At 70.7% G+C, this 15,914-nt stretch carries 18 protein-coding genes; 2 read left to right on the top strand and 16 right to left on the bottom strand.

The window, feature by feature from the left end; translation table 11 throughout:
* Positions 1–129 precede the first annotated feature (129 nt).
* On the bottom strand, positions 130–1,074 hold the full coding sequence (locus tag ACFQ58_RS05980) for a tRNA pseudouridine synthase A (protein ID WP_376950119.1): 945 nt from the start codon (positions 1,072–1,074) through the stop codon (positions 130–132).
* Positions 1,075–1,167: 93 nt separating this feature from the next.
* On the opposite strand from ACFQ58_RS05980, the gene ACFQ58_RS05975 reads away from it, so the two are divergent.
* Positions 1,168–1,893, top strand: a complete 726-nt coding sequence (locus ACFQ58_RS05975) for a hypothetical protein (protein ID WP_376950118.1) — start codon at positions 1,168–1,170, stop codon at positions 1,891–1,893.
* Between the two features lie 59 nt (positions 1,894–1,952).
* On the opposite strand, the gene rplQ is transcribed toward ACFQ58_RS05975, so the two are convergent.
* The 12 genes from rplQ to ACFQ58_RS05915 form a co-directional block, all read right to left on the bottom strand.
* On the bottom strand, positions 1,953–2,501 hold the full coding sequence (gene rplQ / locus ACFQ58_RS05970; RefSeq protein ID WP_376950117.1) for a 50S ribosomal protein L17: 549 nt from the start codon (positions 2,499–2,501) through the stop codon (positions 1,953–1,955).
* A gap of 46 nt (positions 2,502–2,547) precedes the next feature.
* Positions 2,548–3,534, bottom strand: coding sequence for a DNA-directed RNA polymerase subunit alpha (locus ACFQ58_RS05965; RefSeq protein WP_376950116.1), 987 nt, complete (start codon positions 3,532–3,534; stop codon positions 2,548–2,550).
* 175 nt (positions 3,535–3,709) lie between these two features.
* On the bottom strand, positions 3,710–4,108 hold the full coding sequence (gene rpsK / locus ACFQ58_RS05960) for a 30S ribosomal protein S11 (protein WP_092668574.1): 399 nt from the start codon (positions 4,106–4,108) through the stop codon (positions 3,710–3,712).
* 32 nt (positions 4,109–4,140) lie between these two features.
* Positions 4,141–4,521, bottom strand: a complete 381-nt coding sequence (gene rpsM, locus ACFQ58_RS05955; RefSeq protein ID WP_092668572.1) for a 30S ribosomal protein S13 — start codon at positions 4,519–4,521, stop codon at positions 4,141–4,143.
* A 136-nt stretch (positions 4,522–4,657) separates the two neighbouring features.
* Positions 4,658–4,771, bottom strand: a complete 114-nt coding sequence (rpmJ, locus tag ACFQ58_RS05950) for a 50S ribosomal protein L36 (protein WP_092668570.1) — start codon at positions 4,769–4,771, stop codon at positions 4,658–4,660.
* A gap of 70 nt (positions 4,772–4,841) precedes the next feature.
* Positions 4,842–5,063 (bottom strand): translation initiation factor IF-1, encoded by a 222-nt coding sequence (gene infA, locus ACFQ58_RS05945; protein ID WP_011186713.1) that lies wholly within the window; start codon positions 5,061–5,063, stop codon positions 4,842–4,844.
* A 152-nt stretch (positions 5,064–5,215) separates the two neighbouring features.
* Positions 5,216–6,364: a mannitol-1-phosphate 5-dehydrogenase gene (locus ACFQ58_RS05940; protein ID WP_376950115.1), complete on the bottom strand. Its 1,149-nt coding sequence runs from the start codon at positions 6,362–6,364 to the stop codon at positions 5,216–5,218.
* A complete protein-coding gene (locus ACFQ58_RS05935; RefSeq protein WP_376950114.1) occupies positions 6,361–6,801 on the bottom strand; it encodes a PTS sugar transporter subunit IIA in 441 nt (146 codons plus the stop codon). Before ACFQ58_RS05935 ends, ACFQ58_RS05940 begins: the two co-directional genes overlap by 4 nt.
* Before the next feature lie 136 nt (positions 6,802–6,937).
* Positions 6,938–8,491: a PTS mannitol transporter subunit IICB gene (locus tag ACFQ58_RS05930; RefSeq protein ID WP_376950113.1), complete on the bottom strand. Its 1,554-nt coding sequence runs from the start codon at positions 8,489–8,491 to the stop codon at positions 6,938–6,940.
* A 24-nt stretch (positions 8,492–8,515) separates the two neighbouring features.
* On the bottom strand, positions 8,516–10,198 hold the full coding sequence (ptsP, locus tag ACFQ58_RS05925) for a phosphoenolpyruvate--protein phosphotransferase (RefSeq protein WP_376950112.1): 1,683 nt from the start codon (positions 10,196–10,198) through the stop codon (positions 8,516–8,518).
* A 45-nt stretch (positions 10,199–10,243) separates the two neighbouring features.
* On the bottom strand, positions 10,244–10,510 hold the full coding sequence (locus ACFQ58_RS05920) for an HPr family phosphocarrier protein (protein ID WP_376950111.1): 267 nt from the start codon (positions 10,508–10,510) through the stop codon (positions 10,244–10,246).
* Positions 10,511–10,601: 91 nt separating this feature from the next.
* Positions 10,602–10,910 carry a PTS sugar transporter subunit IIB gene (locus ACFQ58_RS05915; RefSeq protein ID WP_376950110.1) on the bottom strand — a complete coding sequence of 103 codons (309 nt, stop codon included), beginning with the start codon at positions 10,908–10,910 and terminating at the stop codon, positions 10,602–10,604.
* Between the two features lie 212 nt (positions 10,911–11,122).
* Here ACFQ58_RS05915 and ACFQ58_RS05910 point away from each other — a divergent pair, with 212 nt between their 5' ends.
* A complete protein-coding gene (locus ACFQ58_RS05910) occupies positions 11,123–13,027 on the top strand; it encodes a BglG family transcription antiterminator (RefSeq protein WP_376950109.1) in 1,905 nt (634 codons plus the stop codon).
* Positions 13,028–13,058: 31 nt separating this feature from the next.
* On the opposite strand, the gene map is transcribed toward ACFQ58_RS05910, so the two are convergent.
* From map to secY, 3 genes are read right to left on the bottom strand one after another with little or no spacing between them, the layout of a single operon-like run.
* A complete protein-coding gene (map, locus tag ACFQ58_RS05905) occupies positions 13,059–13,886 on the bottom strand; it encodes a type I methionyl aminopeptidase (RefSeq protein ID WP_376950108.1) in 828 nt (275 codons plus the stop codon).
* 7 nt (positions 13,887–13,893) lie between these two features.
* Positions 13,894–14,517, bottom strand: coding sequence for an adenylate kinase (locus ACFQ58_RS05900; protein WP_376950107.1), 624 nt, complete (start codon positions 14,515–14,517; stop codon positions 13,894–13,896).
* Positions 14,514–15,836, bottom strand: coding sequence for a preprotein translocase subunit SecY (gene secY, locus ACFQ58_RS05895; RefSeq protein WP_376950106.1), 1,323 nt, complete (start codon positions 15,834–15,836; stop codon positions 14,514–14,516). The genes ACFQ58_RS05900 and secY overlap by 4 nt, the downstream gene beginning before the upstream one ends.
* Positions 15,837–15,914 lie beyond the last annotated feature (78 nt).

Raw genomic sequence — 15,914 nt, 5'->3', positions numbered from 1 at the left:
GCTTTCTGTTCGAGTGAGGGGTTCGTGAATCCCACTCCGGTGAGGGTTCGCCCGCGATGCGGGTCGAACGGCCCCGGTGGAGGGCTCAACATCGGGTACCGACGCAGTCGACGGCACCAAAGGGAGATCTTAGCCGACCACGCCGTCGACGTGCAATTCGCGGCGTGCCCTCGTCTGCTCCGCGCGGTCCGCCAGCTCCTCGTCGGGCGGGTACCCGACCTCGGTCAGTGTCAGCCCCTTCGCGGGGAGGACCTTGAACGCGCTCGTGCGCTCGCGCGCGTGCAGCAGCTCGGACGGACCGCCGACGTCGAGGCGTCCCTCACCCACGGCCAGGCACGCCCCGACGAGGGCGCGCACCATCGAGTGGCAGAACGCGTCGGCCTGCACCGAGGCGACGAGCACGCCGTCGGCGTCGCGCCGCCAGCGGTACGACTGCAGCGTACGGATGGTCGTCGCCTCGTCGCGCGGCTTGCAGAACGCCGCGAAGTCGGCGAGGCCGATGAGCGTCTGCGCCGCCACGTCCATCGCGTCGACGTCGAGTTCGCGCGGGTACCATACGGTTCGATGCCGCTGCATCGGGTCGTGTTCCGCGGAGGAATCGGCCACCCGGTACTCGTAGCGACGCCAGACGGCCGAGAACCGAGCGTCGAACCCCTCGGCCGCCGGTCGGGCGGATCGCACGACCACGTCGGCGTCGTGCGCGCCGAGGATGCCGCGGAGTCGCCGGACCAGCACGGCTCCGGGATCGGCCGCGGTTCCGCTTGCCGCGTCGCCCCGCCGGGGCCGCGTGACGGCGTCGAGCGATGGCGCCGCGACGTCGAGGTGCGCGACCTGGCGGGCCGCGTGCACGCCGGCGTCGGTCCGGCCCGCGACCACGAGCCGCGGCGCGACGCCCTCGCGACGGAACAGCGTGGCGAGTGCGTCCTCGAGCACGCCCTGGACCGTGCGCCGTCCGGGCTGGCGGCTCCATCCGGCGAAGTCGGTGCCCTGGTAGGCGAGGTCGAGCCGCAGGCGCTCGGCGGATGCCGCGGCATCCGCTTCGTCGCCCGGCGGGGTCGTCACCTCGTCTCGCACGCGAACAGCCTACGGGGCGGCGCGCGCCCCCGGTCGGGTGCTACCGGCGGAGCATGGTGCGGGACGATACTGGCCGCGACGAGGGAGGCTCCCGTGAGCGACGTCACGACTCGAACCGATGCCGGAATCGACGAGGCCGCGAGGGCGGCGGCGCGCGACGAGCGATGGCGTTCGCGAACGCGCATCATCGGGACCGTCGGCCTCGTCGCGGCGGTGCTGCTCTTCGCCCCGATCATCGCGATCTCGACGCTCGGCGAACCCGACTTCAGCGGTTCCGCCGACGAGGTCGCGGCGTTCTTCGCCGCCGGCGAGCAGGCGTGGGCGGCCGCGGCGATGGCGACGGCGTCGCTCGGCATGGTCGCCTTCCTCTGGTTCGCTGCCGGCCTCACGACGATCCTGCGCCGCTACGAGGGCGAGCCGGCGTGGCGGTCGACGGCCGCGCTCGCGTCGGCGGCCGTCGCGGCGGCCTTCGGAGTGATCGATGCCAGCTGGGAGGCCGCCGCCAACCGCGGCGGGACCATCGACCCTGCGGTGGCCGTCTACGCGTTCGACGTGAGCAACCTCGGCTTCGCCAACGCGTGGATCGCGCTGGGGGCCTTCGCGATCGGATGCGGCTGGGTGCTGGTGGACGGCCCGTGCCGCCGGCGCGCCTGGGCGGGCTGGTGGGCCATCGCGGCGGGCGCGGGGCTCATCGCCGTCCGGTACGCCTGGGAGGGCGCGTGGTGGTTCCTCCCCTACGCCGTGTTCTGGGCGTGGGTCATCACGATGAGCATCGTCCTCATCGTCCGGCGCTCGCTCGACCACCACGCCCACGGCTGAATACGACGAGGGGCCCCGATGCGAACGCATCGGGGCCCCTCGGTCGACTGGTGCGACGGCTACTTCGCCGACGCCTCCTCGGTCTCGGCCTGCTCGGCCGACTCCTCGGACGCCTCGGAACCGGCGGCCTCGTCGACCGCGGCCTCGGCCTCGGTCACGACCTCGGGGGTCTCCTCGGCGGCGGGCTCCTCGACCGGCGCGGCGGGCGCGGCCTCGGCGGCCGGCTTGGCGGCGCGCTGCTTCGGGGTCACGGGCTCGAGGACGAGCTCGATGACCGCCATGGGCGCGTTGTCGCCCTTGCGGTTGCCGATCTTCGTGATGCGCGTGTAGCCGCCCTGGCGGTCGGCCACCTGCGGCGCGATCTCGGTGAACAGCTTGTGCACGACCGACTTGTCGCCGATCACGGCGAGCACGCGACGGCGCGCGTGCAGATCACCGCGCTTGGCGAACGTGACGAGGCGCTCGGCCAGCGGACGCAGGCGCTTGGCCTTGGTCTCGGTGGTGGTGATCCGCTCGTGCGTGAACAGCGCGGCGGCGAGGTTCGCGAGCAGCAGGCGCTCGTGCGCGGGTCCGCCTCCGAGGCGGGGGCCCTTCGTGGGCTTCGGCATGGTTCGTTATCTCCAGTGGTGGGGGGTTGGTGCGGCCCGTGGCCTGCTAGTTCTCGTCGTCGAAGCCCGTGTAGAAGTGGGCGCCGTCGAAGCCGGGGACCGAGTCCTTCAGCGACAGGCCCATCTCGGTGAGCTTGTCCTTGACCTCGTCGACCGACTTCTGGCCGAAGTTGCGGATGTTCATCAGCTGCGACTCCGACAGGGCCACGAGCTCGGACACCGTGTTGATGCCCTCGCGCTTGAGGCAGTTGTACGAGCGCACCGAGAGGTCGAGGTCCTCGATGGGGATCGACAGCTCGCTCGAGAGCACGGCGTCGACCGGCGCGGGGCCGATCTCGATGCCCTCGGCCGCGGTGTTGAGCTCGCGGGCGAGGCCGAACAGCTCGGTGAGCGTGCGGCCCGCCGACGCGATCGCGTCGCGCGGCGAGATGGCCTGCTTGGTCTCGACGTCGACCACGAGGCGGTCGAAGTCGGTGCGCTCGCCGGCACGCGTGGCCTCGACGCGGTACGTGACCTTGAGGACGGGCGAGTAGATCGAGTCGACCGGGATCTGGCCGGCCTCGGAGTACTCGTTGCGGTTCTGCGAGGCCGAGACGTAGCCGCGGCCGCGCTCGATCGTGAGCTCGAGCTCGAACTTCGCCGAGTCGTTGAGCGTCGCGATGACCAGCTCGGGGTTGTGCACCTCGACACCGGCCGGAGCGGAGATGTCGGCGGCGGTGACCTCACCGGCGCCCTGCTTGCGCAGGTAGGCGGTGATGGGCTCGTCGTGCTCGCTGGAGACGACCAGGTTCTTGATGTTCAGGATGATCTCGGTGACATCCTCCTTCACGCCGGGGACCGTCGAGAACTCGTGGAGCACGCCGTCGATGCGGATGCTCGTCACGGCCGCGCCGGGGATCGAGGAGAGGAGGGTGCGACGGAGGGAGTTGCCCAGGGTGTAACCGAAGCCCGGCTCGAGGGGCTCGATCACGAAACGCGAACGGAACTCCGAGATGTTCTCTTCGGTGAGCGTCGGGCGCTGTGCGATCAGCACGGTGTGATTCCTTTCGGCAGGGTGTCCGCTATATGACACCTGCGAGTTCGAGGATCTTGAGTTGTGGAGAGAACGGTAACCGGTGGTCGAGCAGCGCCCGGCGCAGCCGGGCGCGTATCGAGACCGTGCGATCTCGATACGGCCTGCGGCCTACTCGATCACCGGATTCGGAGTGCTAGACGCGGCGGCGCTTGGGCGGGCGGCATCCGTTGTGCGCCTGGGGCGTCACGTCGTTGATGCTGCCGACCTCGAGGCCCGCGGCCTGGAGCGAGCGGATCGCGGTCTCGCGGCCCGAGCCGGGGCCCTTGACGAAGACGTCGACCTTCTTCATGCCGTGCTCCTGCGCCTGGCGCGCGGCCGACTCGGCGGCGAGCTGCGCGGCGAACGGGGTCGACTTGCGCGAGCCCTTGAAGCCGACGCCTCCGGACGAGGCCCAGCTGATCACGGCACCGGTCGTGTCGGTGATGGACACGATGGTGTTGTTGAACGTCGACTTGATGTGGGCCTGGCCCACGGCGATGTTCTTCTTTTCCTTCTTGCGCGGCTTGCGAGTCGCCGCCTTGGGTGCTGCCATGTTCGAAATCTCCTAGATCTTGGCGCGAGCGGTTACTTGCGGCCGGGCTTCTTCTTGCCGGCGACGGTGCGCTTCGGGCCCTTGCGGGTACGAGCGTTGGTCTTGGTGCGCTGACCGCGGACCGGGAGGCCGCGACGGTGGCGGATGCCCTCGTACGAGCCGATCTCGACCTTGCGGCGGATGTCGGCGGCCACCTCGCGGCGGAGGTCGCCCTCGACCTTGTAGGTGCCCTCGATGTGGTCGCGCAGCGCGACGAGCTGGTCGTCGCTGAGGTCCTTCACGCGGATGTCGCCGCTGATGCCGGTGGCCTTCAGCGTCTCGAGCGCGCGGGTGCGACCCACGCCGTAGATATAGGTCAGTGCGATCTCCACGCGCTTCTCGCGCGGGATGTCGACTCCTGCCAGACGTGCCATGGTGGCGTTCTCCTGTTGAGTGAGTCGGAGGTGTGGAGCACTTCCGGTGCCTCGGCCTCCGTCCGAGGGTGTCCCCCGCGCCTCACGGGCGCGGGTTCGTGGAAGTGCCGGTATTCAGTTCTGCGTCGGCGCGGGACTAGCCCTGGCGCTGCTTGTGACGCGGGTTCTCGCAGATCACCATGACGCGGCCGTGGCGGCGGATGATCTTGCACTTGTCGCAGATGCGCTTGACGCTGGGGTTGACCTTCACAGTCGTTGGTTCCTTTTTCGCTGTCCTCGTGCCCGCGGGGTGCCGCGGGCCGTTACTTTCCGAACAGCCCTTACTTGTAGCGGTAGACGATGCGGCCGCGGGTCAGGTCGTACGGGCTCAGCTCCACGATCACGCGGTCCTCGGGGAGGATTCGGATGTAGTGCTGGCGCATCTTTCCGGAGATGTGGGCGAGCACCTTGTGCCCGTTGGTCAGCTCGACCCGGAACATCGCGTTCGGGAGAGCCTCGATGACCGAGCCTTCGATCTCGATGACGCCGTCTTTCTTGGCCATAGCCTCACTATCGCTTGGAGTTTGGGTATTCGGTCGTGCGATGATGATGCACGACCTCGGCCGGCGCCCTCGGGGCAGGCCGAAGCGGGCGTGCAAAACACCAAGGGTCAACTATAGGCGAATCGGTCGCGGTTCGCCAGTTGGTGCGCGTGTCAGCTTGCGGTGCGGCGCGCGACGGTCTCGACGAGTCGATCGTGCAGCGGATGTCCCGCCTGGACCCCACACACCTCGTGCACGATCGCGGCCGCGGCATCCGTTCGCAACCGCTCCTGCAACTCGACGCTCTCGGGATCGGCCGGCACGTCGAAGCCGAGCGCCGCCTCGACTCCGGCGAGCAGCCCGTCGACGGGCATCCCGCGCTCGGCGAGCTCGGCGGCCGGCGCGATGAACCGCTCGCGACGCCCGAGCTTGCGGATGGGCTGGCGGCCCACTCGCTCGACCGTGTCGGGGAGCGACTCGTTGCGGAACCGGGTGAGGATCGTGTCGCGGTACGACGCCTGCTCCTCCTCGCTGAACCCGTGCTTGGCGACGATGAGCGCCGAGGTCTCCTTCAAGACCTGTTCGACCCGCTCGGCGACCGACGGGTCGGAGAGCGCCTCCGCGATCCGCTCGTGCCCGGCGAGGAAGCCGAAGTACGCGGTCGACGCGTGCCCCGTATTGACCGTGAAGAGCTTCCGCTCGATGTACGGTCCGAGCCGGTCGACGAAGTGCGCACCGGGGATCGGAGGTGGCGCGTCACCGAACGGCGGTCGCTCGATCGCCCACTCCGAGAAGGTCTCCACCGTGACATCCAGCCCCGCGCCCTCGGGCTGCCCGGGCACGATCCGGTCGACCGCCGTGTTGGCGAAGACCGCGCGCCGTTCCAACTCGATCCACTCGTCGGGGCCGGCGAGCCGCTCGGTCTCGGCGCGAAGCATGCTCGTCGCGTCGATCGCGTTCTCGCATGCCATCACGGCGAGCGGCGCCGCGTCGGGCGAGCGATCGCGCAGGGCCTGGAGCACGTGCGGCGCGATGAACCGGAGCACGTTGGGCCCGACGGCCGTGGTGAGCACGTCGGCGTCGGCCAGCTCCGCGGCGAGGGCCGCGGCATCCGACTGGCTGTTGATCGCGCGGTACCGGTCGACGACCAGGTCCTGCGCACCCTCGCCCACCTCGTGCACCGTGTAGCGGTCGGATGCCGCGAGCGCATCGATGAGCTCGGCGTTGACGTCGGCGAACACGACCTCGTAGCCCGCATCGTGCAGCAGCAGGCCGATGAAGCCGCGCCCGATGTTGCCGGCGCCGAAGTGGACCGCCTTCACGACTCGTTCACCTCGGCGAGGACGTTCACGAGCTCGTCCGCGCTGCCCGCCGCGAGGAGGCGGTCGACCTGCTCCTCGTCGGAGAACACGATGGCGATCTTCGACAGGATCTCGAGATGCTCGTTCTCGAGCCCCGCGATGCCGACCACGAACCGCGCCGGCTCGCCGCCCCAGTCGATCGGCTCCTCGTAGCGGAGCAGCGACATGGCAGACCGCCGGATGAGGTCCTTCGCCTCGTTCGTGCCGTGCGGGATGGCGAGCCAGTTGCCCATGTAGGTCGACACGGTCGACTCGCGCTCGAGCATCGAGTCGATGTACGACGCGTCGACGGCGCCCGCGTCGACGAGGATGCGGCCGGCCTCGCGGATGGCCTCGTCGCGGTTCGCGCCGCCCGGCACGATGCGGACGTTCTCAGGGGGCAGGATCTGGTCGGTCATGGGTGCTCCTTCTTCGTCGGCGTTCGGTCGCGGTCGGGCAGTCGGTGGGGCGTCGGATGACGCGACCGCCCGGGCCGCGGACGTCGCAGCGTATGCGGCGTCGCGACCCGGGCGTCGCGTCATCCGGTCGTGATCGTCAGCGGTCCTCCTTCTGCGCCTCGATCAGCTCGACGACCTCGTCGTACCTCGGCGAGTTCATGAAGTTGTCGACCGAGATGTGGACGGCGTCGGGCGTCTGGTGGCGTGCCCGCTCCGTGAGCTGGTTCTGCGTGATGACCAGATCGGCCGACGAGTCGAGGGCCGCGATCGCCTTGTTGACGACGGTGACGTCCTCGATGCCCGCCTTCTTGATCTTGTTGCGCAGGACGCTCGCGCCCATCGCCGACGAGCCCATGCCCGCGTCGCAGGCGAACACGACGTTCTTGATCTCGCGCATCGTGCCGGTCGCCGGGCCGCCCATTCCGTCGGCCTGGGTCGCGGCGCCACCGCGCAGGTTGGCGAGCGCGTCGGAGCTCTTGCCCTTGGCGGCCTCCGTCTGCGTGATCGCGGCGCCGAACGCGTCATCCGAGACCGCCATCGCCTCGAGGTCGCGCTTCCGTGACGCCCGCAGGATGACGGCGGCGATGGCGAACGTCACGCCCGCCGACAGGATGACCGACAGGATCACGGCGAAGTAGGCGCCCGGTGCCGTCTGCAGGAGGACGGCGATGATGCTCCCCGGTGCGGCCGGAGCCCGCAGGGCACCGCCGAGCACCATGTTCGTGGTGACACCGGTCATGCCGCCCGCGATCAGCGCGAGGATCAGGATCGGCTTCATCAGCGCGAACGGGAAGTACACCTCGTGGATGCCGCCGAAGAACTGGATGACGGCCGCGCCCGGCGCCGACGCCCTCGCCGCGCCGATGCCGAAGAACGTGAACGCCAGCAGCAGCCCGACGCCGGGGCCGGGGTTCGCCTCGAGCAGGAACAGGATCGACGAGCCCTCCGCTGCGGCCTCCGAGAGTCCGAGCGGCGTGAGCACGCCGTGGTTGATGGCGTTGTTCAGGAACAGCACCTTCGCCGGCTCGATGATGATGCTGGTCAGGGGCAGCAGGTTCGTCTCGACGAGCCATTCCACCGCGACCGAGAGGGCGTTCATGATGCCGTTCACGAGCCAGGCGACCGGGTAGAACCCGACGACGGCCATGACGAAGCCCCAGATGCCGGCCGAGAACATGTTGACGAGCATCTCGAAGCCGGCCCTGATCTTGCCCTCCCAGAGCGAGTCGAGCCTCTTCATGGTCCAGGCCGCGAGCGGGCCGAGGATCATGGCGCCGATGAACATGTGGATCTGGCCGAGCTGGTTGTCCTCGGGCAGCGTGGCGTTGACCTGCGCGATGAGCAGGTCGGATCCCGCGATCGCGCCAAAGGTCGCGATGCCGCCGACCACGCCACCGCGCACGCCGTAGATCATCGAGCCGCCCGTATAGCCGATCAGGATCGGCAGCAGGTAGTGGATGAACGGACCGACGATGGTCGCGAGGTCGGCGTTTGGCGTCCACCCGACCCCGATGAAGAAGGCGGTGAAGATGCCCCACGCGATGAGCGCGGGGATGTTCGGCATGATCATGCCGGAGAGGAAGGTGCCGAAGCGCTGGACGTGGACGCGGGCTCCCCCGGGTCGCTTCGCCTCAGCTGACATCGTCGTCATGGTGGGCCTCCTGTGCTGGTTGGGTCACGGCACCGTGGTGCCGCTGGGGGTGGGTGCGGATTCGGCGGCCTCACGCGCCGCCGACTTGGCCTCGGCCGCTCCCTCGGCGACCAGGGCTGCCCGGGCGATGCGCTCGGCATCCTCCCGGGTGTACCGCGCGAGGGAGGCGCGGACGTCTGCGAGTGCCGACGGGGACATCGACAGGCTCGTGGCGCCGAGGCCGACGAGCACCACGGCGAGCATGGGGTCGGCGGCGGCCTCGCCGCAGATGCCGACCGGTCGGCCGTCGACGCGTCCGGCGTCGCCGACCTGCTTGACGAGTCGCAGCACCGCGGGGTGCCACGCGTCCTGCAGGTTGGCGACCGTGCCGAGCAGGCGGTCGGCGGCCATCGTGTACTGGGTCAGGTCGTTCGTGCCGATCGACGCGAAGTCGGCCGCCTGGAGGATGTGCTCGGCGATGAGCGCGGCGGACGGCGTCTCGACCATGACGCCCGCGACCTTGATGCCGAGCTCACGGCAGAGCGCGGTGAAGTACCTGGTCTCCTCGACGGTTGCGATCATCGGAGCCATGACCCAGAGGTCGGCCTCGGTCGCCGCGTCGGCGGCGGCGAGCGCGGTGAGCTGCTCGCGCAGGATCACCTCGGAGTGGCGGAGCGCCCGGATCCCGCGCAGCCCGAGCGCGGGGTTCTCCTCGTGCGCGTCGTTCAGGAACGACAGCGGCTTGTCGGCGCCGGCGTCGAGCACGCGCACCACGACCTTCTTGCCGGCGAACGCCGAGAGCAGGCGCGTGTACTGCTCCTGCTGCTCGGTCACGGATGGCGCGGTGCTGGCATCGAGGAAGAGGAACTCGGTGCGGAACAGGCCCACGCCCTCGGCCCCGAGCTCGACCGCCTCGGCCGCGCCGTCGGCGGAGCCGAGGTTGGCAAGGAGCGGGACCGGCGTGCCGTCGGCGAGTGCCCCGGGCGTCACAGGAGCGGCGGCGCGCGCCGCCCGCTCGGCGATGCGCTCCTGCGCCGCGACGACCTCGTCGGGCGACGGCGATTGGACGACCAGGTCGTTCGCCGCATCGACGACGACCGTGTCGCCGTCGGCGAGGGTCGCAGCATCCGCTGCCCCCACGACCGCCACGATCGACTTCTCGCGCGCCAGGATCGCGGTGTGCGAGGTCGGCCCGCCGTCGATCGTGACGAGGCCGAGCACCTGCGTGAGGTCGAGCAGCGCCGTGTCGGCGGGGGCGAGGTCGCGGGCGACGAGCACGAACGGATGTCCGGGATTGGGCACGCCCGGAGCGGGCACCTTCAGCAGGTGCGCGACCACGCGCTGCGAGACGTCGTCGAGGTCGGCCGCGCGCTCGCCCATGTACCCGCCCATCGCGGCGAGCAGGTCGCGGAACGACGCGAACGCCTCGAAGACCGCGCGCTCGGCGGTCTTGCCGTCGGCCAGTCGCTTCACGATGTCGTCGACGAGCGTCGGGTCCTCGGCCATCATGGCCTGCGCCTCGAGCACGTCCTGTGCCGCGCCGCCGGCCTGCTGGCCCTTGCGCTGGAGCTCGGCGGCGACCACCGACAGCGAGCCGCGCGCGCGTTCCTCCTCGCGCCCGGCATCGAGGTGGCTCGGTCGGTCGACCGGCTCGGGCAGACGCTCCGCCATGCGCACCACCGGCCCCACGGCCACACCCTGGCCGATCCCGGTGCCTCTGAACTCCATCACTCGCCCTCCCCGTTCGGTCGATTGGGCGACGGATGCCTCGGGCTACTCGTCGTGATCGGTGCTGAGCAGCTCGACGAGCTGGTCGAGCACCTGCTGCTCGTCGCCCCCGTCGACCGCCACGGTGACCTCGTCACCGTGGTCGATGCCCTGCGCGATGACGGCGAGGATGCTCGCCGCATTGACGGGAGCGCCACCCGATTTCGCGATGGTGACACTCGATCCCGATGCCGCGGCGGCCTGGGTGAACAGTTTCGCGGGCCGCGCGTGCAGCCCGTGGGTCGATCCGACTCGAACAGTGCGCTCCACCATGTCTCCGGCCTCCGTCGCTGGCGTCCGTTCCCGTGCTCACCATAGCCCGCCGGGCTCGCGCAGGGAACGGGCTTGCGCGGCGCGCGGCCGATCATGATCGTGCTCCGGCGATCGCGATCGCGAGGTCGAGCGCCGCATCGCCGTCGAGCGTGCGGGTCTCGCCGGGAAGCACCGCGAGCGGCACGGATGCCGCGGCGGCCGCCTGCTCGAGCGAGTCCAGCCGCTCGGCGAGGTGGGTGCCCACGAGCAGCGCGTCGGCGCCGGCGAGCGCGTCGGGAAGCGTCTGCTCACCCGCGGCGCGCACGTCGGCGACGATGCCCCGGGCCTCGGCGGCGCGACGGATGCGCAGCGCGGCGAAGGTGCTCGACGCACCCGCTCCGCACACGACGACGATCCGCATCGCACGCCTCCTCGCCCGGTCCTCTTCGATCGGTCACGGCGGATGCCGCGATCGTTCCGAGTCTGCTCGCGTCGTGCATCCCCTCGCCACCAGACCTGCTTCCGCACCCCCGGAAGATCCGCTGGATCCGCCGCCGCAGCCCCGCGCGGAGTGGTTGACTGGACGGCACGCTCCCGGCAGCAGCGCCGGAGCGGGATCGGGAGCCAACGGACGTGCCGGAGAAGTGGGAGCGCCTCGTCGAGGTCCTCGCCGCGGACGAGGGGTGGACGACCGCCGCGCGCCTGTCCGAGCGCCTCGGCGTCTCGGACCGCACCGTGCGCACCTACGCCGCGCAGGCCAATCGCGACGGCGAGTCCGTCGTGGTGTCGGGACCCGACGGGTACCGGCTCGATCGCGAGGCGTGGGCCCGCCGCGCACGGCTCCACGTCGATTCGCGCGCCGCGATCACGCCAGACGGCCGACGTGCCAGGCTGATCCGCGACCTGGCCGACGCGCCCGACGGACTCGACCTGCACGAGGTCGCGGCGGTGGCGCACGTCAGCGAGTCCACCGTGGAGGCCGACCTGGGCCGCGTGCGTTCCCGGCTGGAGGGCACCGGGCTCGCGCTCGAGCGCGACGGTGCGACCGTGCGCCTCATCGGCCCCGAGACCGCGGTGCGCCGGCTCGTCGGCGCGCTCGTCCGCGAGGAGGGTCGTCGCGGCATCCGGGACCTGTCCTCGCTGCGCGAGGGGTTCGCGCCGATGGACGGCTTCCGACGCGCCCTGCTCGACGGCCTCGCGGACGTCGGCTACGCGCCGAACGAGTACGCGCTCGACGACGTGCTGCTGCACGTGGCCATCGCGCTCGACCGGGTCGCACGGGACCGCACGCTCGATGACGACGCCGACGACGCCGGGGCTCCGCGGACGCACGCGACGGTTCCCGACGGCGACGAGCCGCTCGCCGCGCTCGTCGACGAGCTCGTCGTGCGCGAGTTCGACGTCCGGCTGCCGCCCGCGGAACTGCGGCATCTCGCTCGGCTCATCGAGACTCGCGCCGCGACGCGACGTTCCGGCGCCACGCGCGCGGGCGTGCTCCGCGAGATCGTCGACCGCATCTCGCGGGACTGGCTGGTCGAGCTCGGCGACGACGAGTTCATCGAACGGCTCGCCCTTCATGTCGACAACCTCGCCGCGCGCGCCGCCGAGCACAGCTTCTCGCGCAACCCGCTGACCGCGTCGATCAAGGCCGCATATCCCCTGATCTACGACCTCGCGGTCTACCTCGCCAGCGAGCTCGCACGCCTCGAGGGCATCACCGTCAACGACGACGAGATCGCGTACCTCGCGATGCACCTCGGCGCGCAGCTCGAGCGCACGCGTGCCCGGGGCGACGTGGTGCGCATCGCCGTGGTCGCGCCCGAGTACCACGACGCGCGCACCCTCCTCGTCGAGCGGCTCCGGGGGCGACTCGGCGACGACGTCGAGCTCGCGGTGGGCGACGCGACGGGTGCCGATGCGGATGGCGCGGCCGCGCCATCGGACGCCGACCTCGTCGTCGCCGTGCTCCCCCCGCGCGAACCGCTCCCCCACATCGTCACCGTCTCGCCGTTCCCGACCGACGACGACGTGGAGCGCGTGCGGAACGAGGTCGCGCGACTGCGCCGCGGGCGCCGGCGCGCCCGGCTGGCCTCGACGCTCTCTCGCACGATCGGGCCCGACCTCTTCGTGCGCGGGGTCGACGGGCGCGAAAGCGAGGACGTCATCCGGCTGCTCGGCGACCGCCTGATCACCGCCGGCGTGATCGACGACGACTACGTCGCGGGCGCGCTCGAGCGCGAGCGGATGTCGTCGACCGCGTTCACTGATCTCCTCGCGGTGCCGCACGCGATGGCGATGACGGCGACGCGCAGCGCGATCGCGATCGCGATCGACGAGCACCCCATCGACTGGGGCGGCGCGAGCGTGCACGTCGTCGCGCTCATCGCCTTCGCCGAGAGCGGCCGCGCCGAGTTCCAGGCGGTCTTCGACCAGTTCGTCGAGGCGTTCTCCGAGCCCGAGAACGTGCGCCGGCTCGTCCGCGGCGCCGTGGACTACCCGGGCCTGCTCGCCGAGCTGTCGGGCATCATGGCGTCCTGACCGTCGAGCCGACGCCGGCTGAGTCGCCGGGTCAGGCGATCGGCACGGGCGCGACCCCGAACGGAGCCAGCCCTGCTGCCCCGCCGTCGGACGCAGTGAGCACCCAGATGCCGCCGTCGTGCACGGCGACGCTGTGCTCGGCGTGCGCGCCGTCACCGCCGTCGGACGTGGCGACGGTCCAGCCGTCGTCGCGGATGAACGTGTGGGCCGCGCCCGAGGTGATCATCGGCTCGATCGCCACGACGAGCCCCGGCCGCACGCGCGGGCCCCGCCCGCGGACCGCGTGGTTGTAGACCGTCGGCTCCTCGTGCATCGCACGGCCGATCCCGTGGCCGCCGTACCCGTCGAGCAGCGAGTATTGCCCGGCGGCGGACACCGATTCCTCGATCGCCTCGCCGACCTCGTTGAGGTGACGTGCGACGGCCAGTCGGGCGATGCCCGCCCAGAGCGCGAGGTCGGCCGCCGCGGCGAGCTCCTCTCGCCCGCGCACGACCTCGGGCCGCTCGGCATCGGGCAGCACGACCGTGAAGGCCGCATCGCCGTGCCATCCGCCGACCTCGGCGCCGCCGTCGATCGACACGATCTCACCCGGGCGGAACGGGTGCTCGCCCGGGATGCCGTGCACGACGTCGTCGTCGACCGAGACGCAGAGCGTGTGCCGATATCCGGGCTCGAGCGCGAAGTTCGGCCGGCCGCCGCGGCCGCGGATCACCGCCTCGGCAGCGGCGTCGAGCTCGAGGGGCGTGGCGCCGACCACGAGCCGGTCCCGCACCGCGGCCAGCGCGGCGGCCGTCGCCTCACCGGCCGGGATCATCGCCCGCAGCTCGGCGGGCGTCTTCAGCCGGAGGCGACGGAACACGAGGCGGCTACGCCGCGCCCGCGCTCGCGTCGCCGTTCGGGACGAGGCCGCGATCGGCCAGCGCGGCGAAGATGCGCTCGGTGACCTCGTCGAGCGTGCCGACGCCGTCGATGCGGAGGACGAGGTCGCGCTCGCGGTAGACATCGAGGATCGGCGCGGTCTCGCGCTCGTAGATCGCGAGGCGGTTGGCGATCACGTCTTCGGTGTCGTCGGTGCGACCCTGATCGGTCGCGCGATGGCGGAGCCGGGCGATGCTCTCGTCACGGGGCACCTCGAGCTCGATGACGGCGTCGAGCGCCTCGCCGCGACCGTCGAGGAACGCGTCGAGGTGCTCGACCTGGCCCCGGTTGCGCGGATAGCCGTCGAGCAGGAAACCGCGCTCGGCGTCGGGCTGCTCGAGCCGATCGCGCACGAGTTCGCTCGTGAGCTCGTCGGGGACGAGGTGACCCGCCTCGATGATCTCCTGGACCTTGGTGCCGAGCTCGGTGCCGCCCTTGACGTTCTCGCGGAAGATGTCGCCGGTGGCGACCTGCGGGACGCCGAAGGCCTCGGCGACGAGCACGCCCTGCGTGCCCTTGCCGGAACCCTGCGGGCCCACGATGAGGAAGCGTGCGGAGGCGGCGGAGGTCATCGGAGGAGTCCTTCGTAGTGGCGCTGCTGGAGCTGCGCGTCGATCTGCTTCACGGTCTCGAGTCCGACGCCCACGATGATGAGGATCGATGCGCCGCCGAACGGGAAGTTCTGGTCGGCGCCGACCATGGCGAACGCGATGAGCGGGATCAGCGCGACGAGGCCGAGGTAGAGCGATCCGGGCAGCGTCACGCGGGTCAGCACGTAGTCCAGGTACTCCGCGGTCGGGCGGCCGGCGCGGATGCCGGGGATGAAGCCGCCGTACTTCTTCATGTTCTCGGCCACCTCGTCGGGGTTGAACGTGATCGCCACGTAGAAGTACGTGAAGCCCACGATGAGGAGGAAGTAGATGAGCATGTACAGCGGGCTGTTGCCCTGCGTGAGGTTGTTCGTGATCCACACGACCCAGGCCTGAGGTTCCTCACCGGCCGCGGGCTGGTTGAACTGCGCGATGAGCGCGGGCAGGTACAGCAGCGACGAGGCGAAGATGACGGGCACCACGCCGGCCATGTTGACCTTGATCGGGATGTACGTGTTGTTGCCGCCGTACGTGCGACGACCGACCATGCGCTTGGCGTACTGCACCGGGATGCGCCGCTGCGACTGCTCGACGAAGACGACCGCGAGCACGATCAGCAGCCCGATGACCAGCACGATCGCGAAGACATCCCAGCCGCGCGAGATGCCGATGGCCCAGAGCGAGCCGGGGAAGGTCGCGGCGATCGAGGTGAAGATGAGCAGCGACATCCCGTTGCCGATGCCGCGCTCGGTGATGAGCTCACCGAGCCACATGATGAGGCCCGTGCCGGCGGTCATCGTGACGACCATGAGGAGGATCGCGTACCAGGCGCCGTTCGTGATCAGCTGCGTGCACGCCGGGTCGGAGTTCGCCGGGAACAGGGCGCCAGAGCGGGCCACCGTGATGAGCGTGGTCGACTGGAGCACGCCGAGCGCGATCGTGAGGTACCGCGTGTATTGCGTGAGCCTGGCCTGGCCGGCCTGGCCCTCCTTGTAGAGGGTCTCGAAGTGCGGGATGACCACGCGCAGCAGCTGGACGATGATCGACGCCGTGATGTACGGCATGATGCCCAGCGCGAAGATGGAGAGCTGGAGGAGCGCGCCGCCGGAGAAGAGGTTGACGAGCTCGTAGAGGCCGGAAGCCCCCTGGTTCGCCGCCAGGCACTGCTGGACGTTGCCGAAGTCCACGAACGGCGCCGGGATGAACGAGCCGAGTCGGAACAGGGCGATGATGCCCAGCGTGAACCCGAGCTTCCGGCGAAGATCGGGGGTGCGGAAGATCCGCCCGATGGCGTTGAACACTCGTCCTCCTGTTACTGACGCCGCACTCGGTCTGAATGCGGCTCGAGCCTGTCGAGACCCCCGTGAATCATACGCGAG

Origin of the sequence: Agromyces sp. NPDC056523, assembly GCF_042794545.1 — a bacterium.
GTDB lineage: Bacteria > Actinomycetota > Actinomycetes > Actinomycetales > Microbacteriaceae > Agromyces.
The sequence above is the reverse complement of the archived record's forward strand: the minus strand, read 5'-3'. Positions and strand labels throughout refer to the sequence as shown.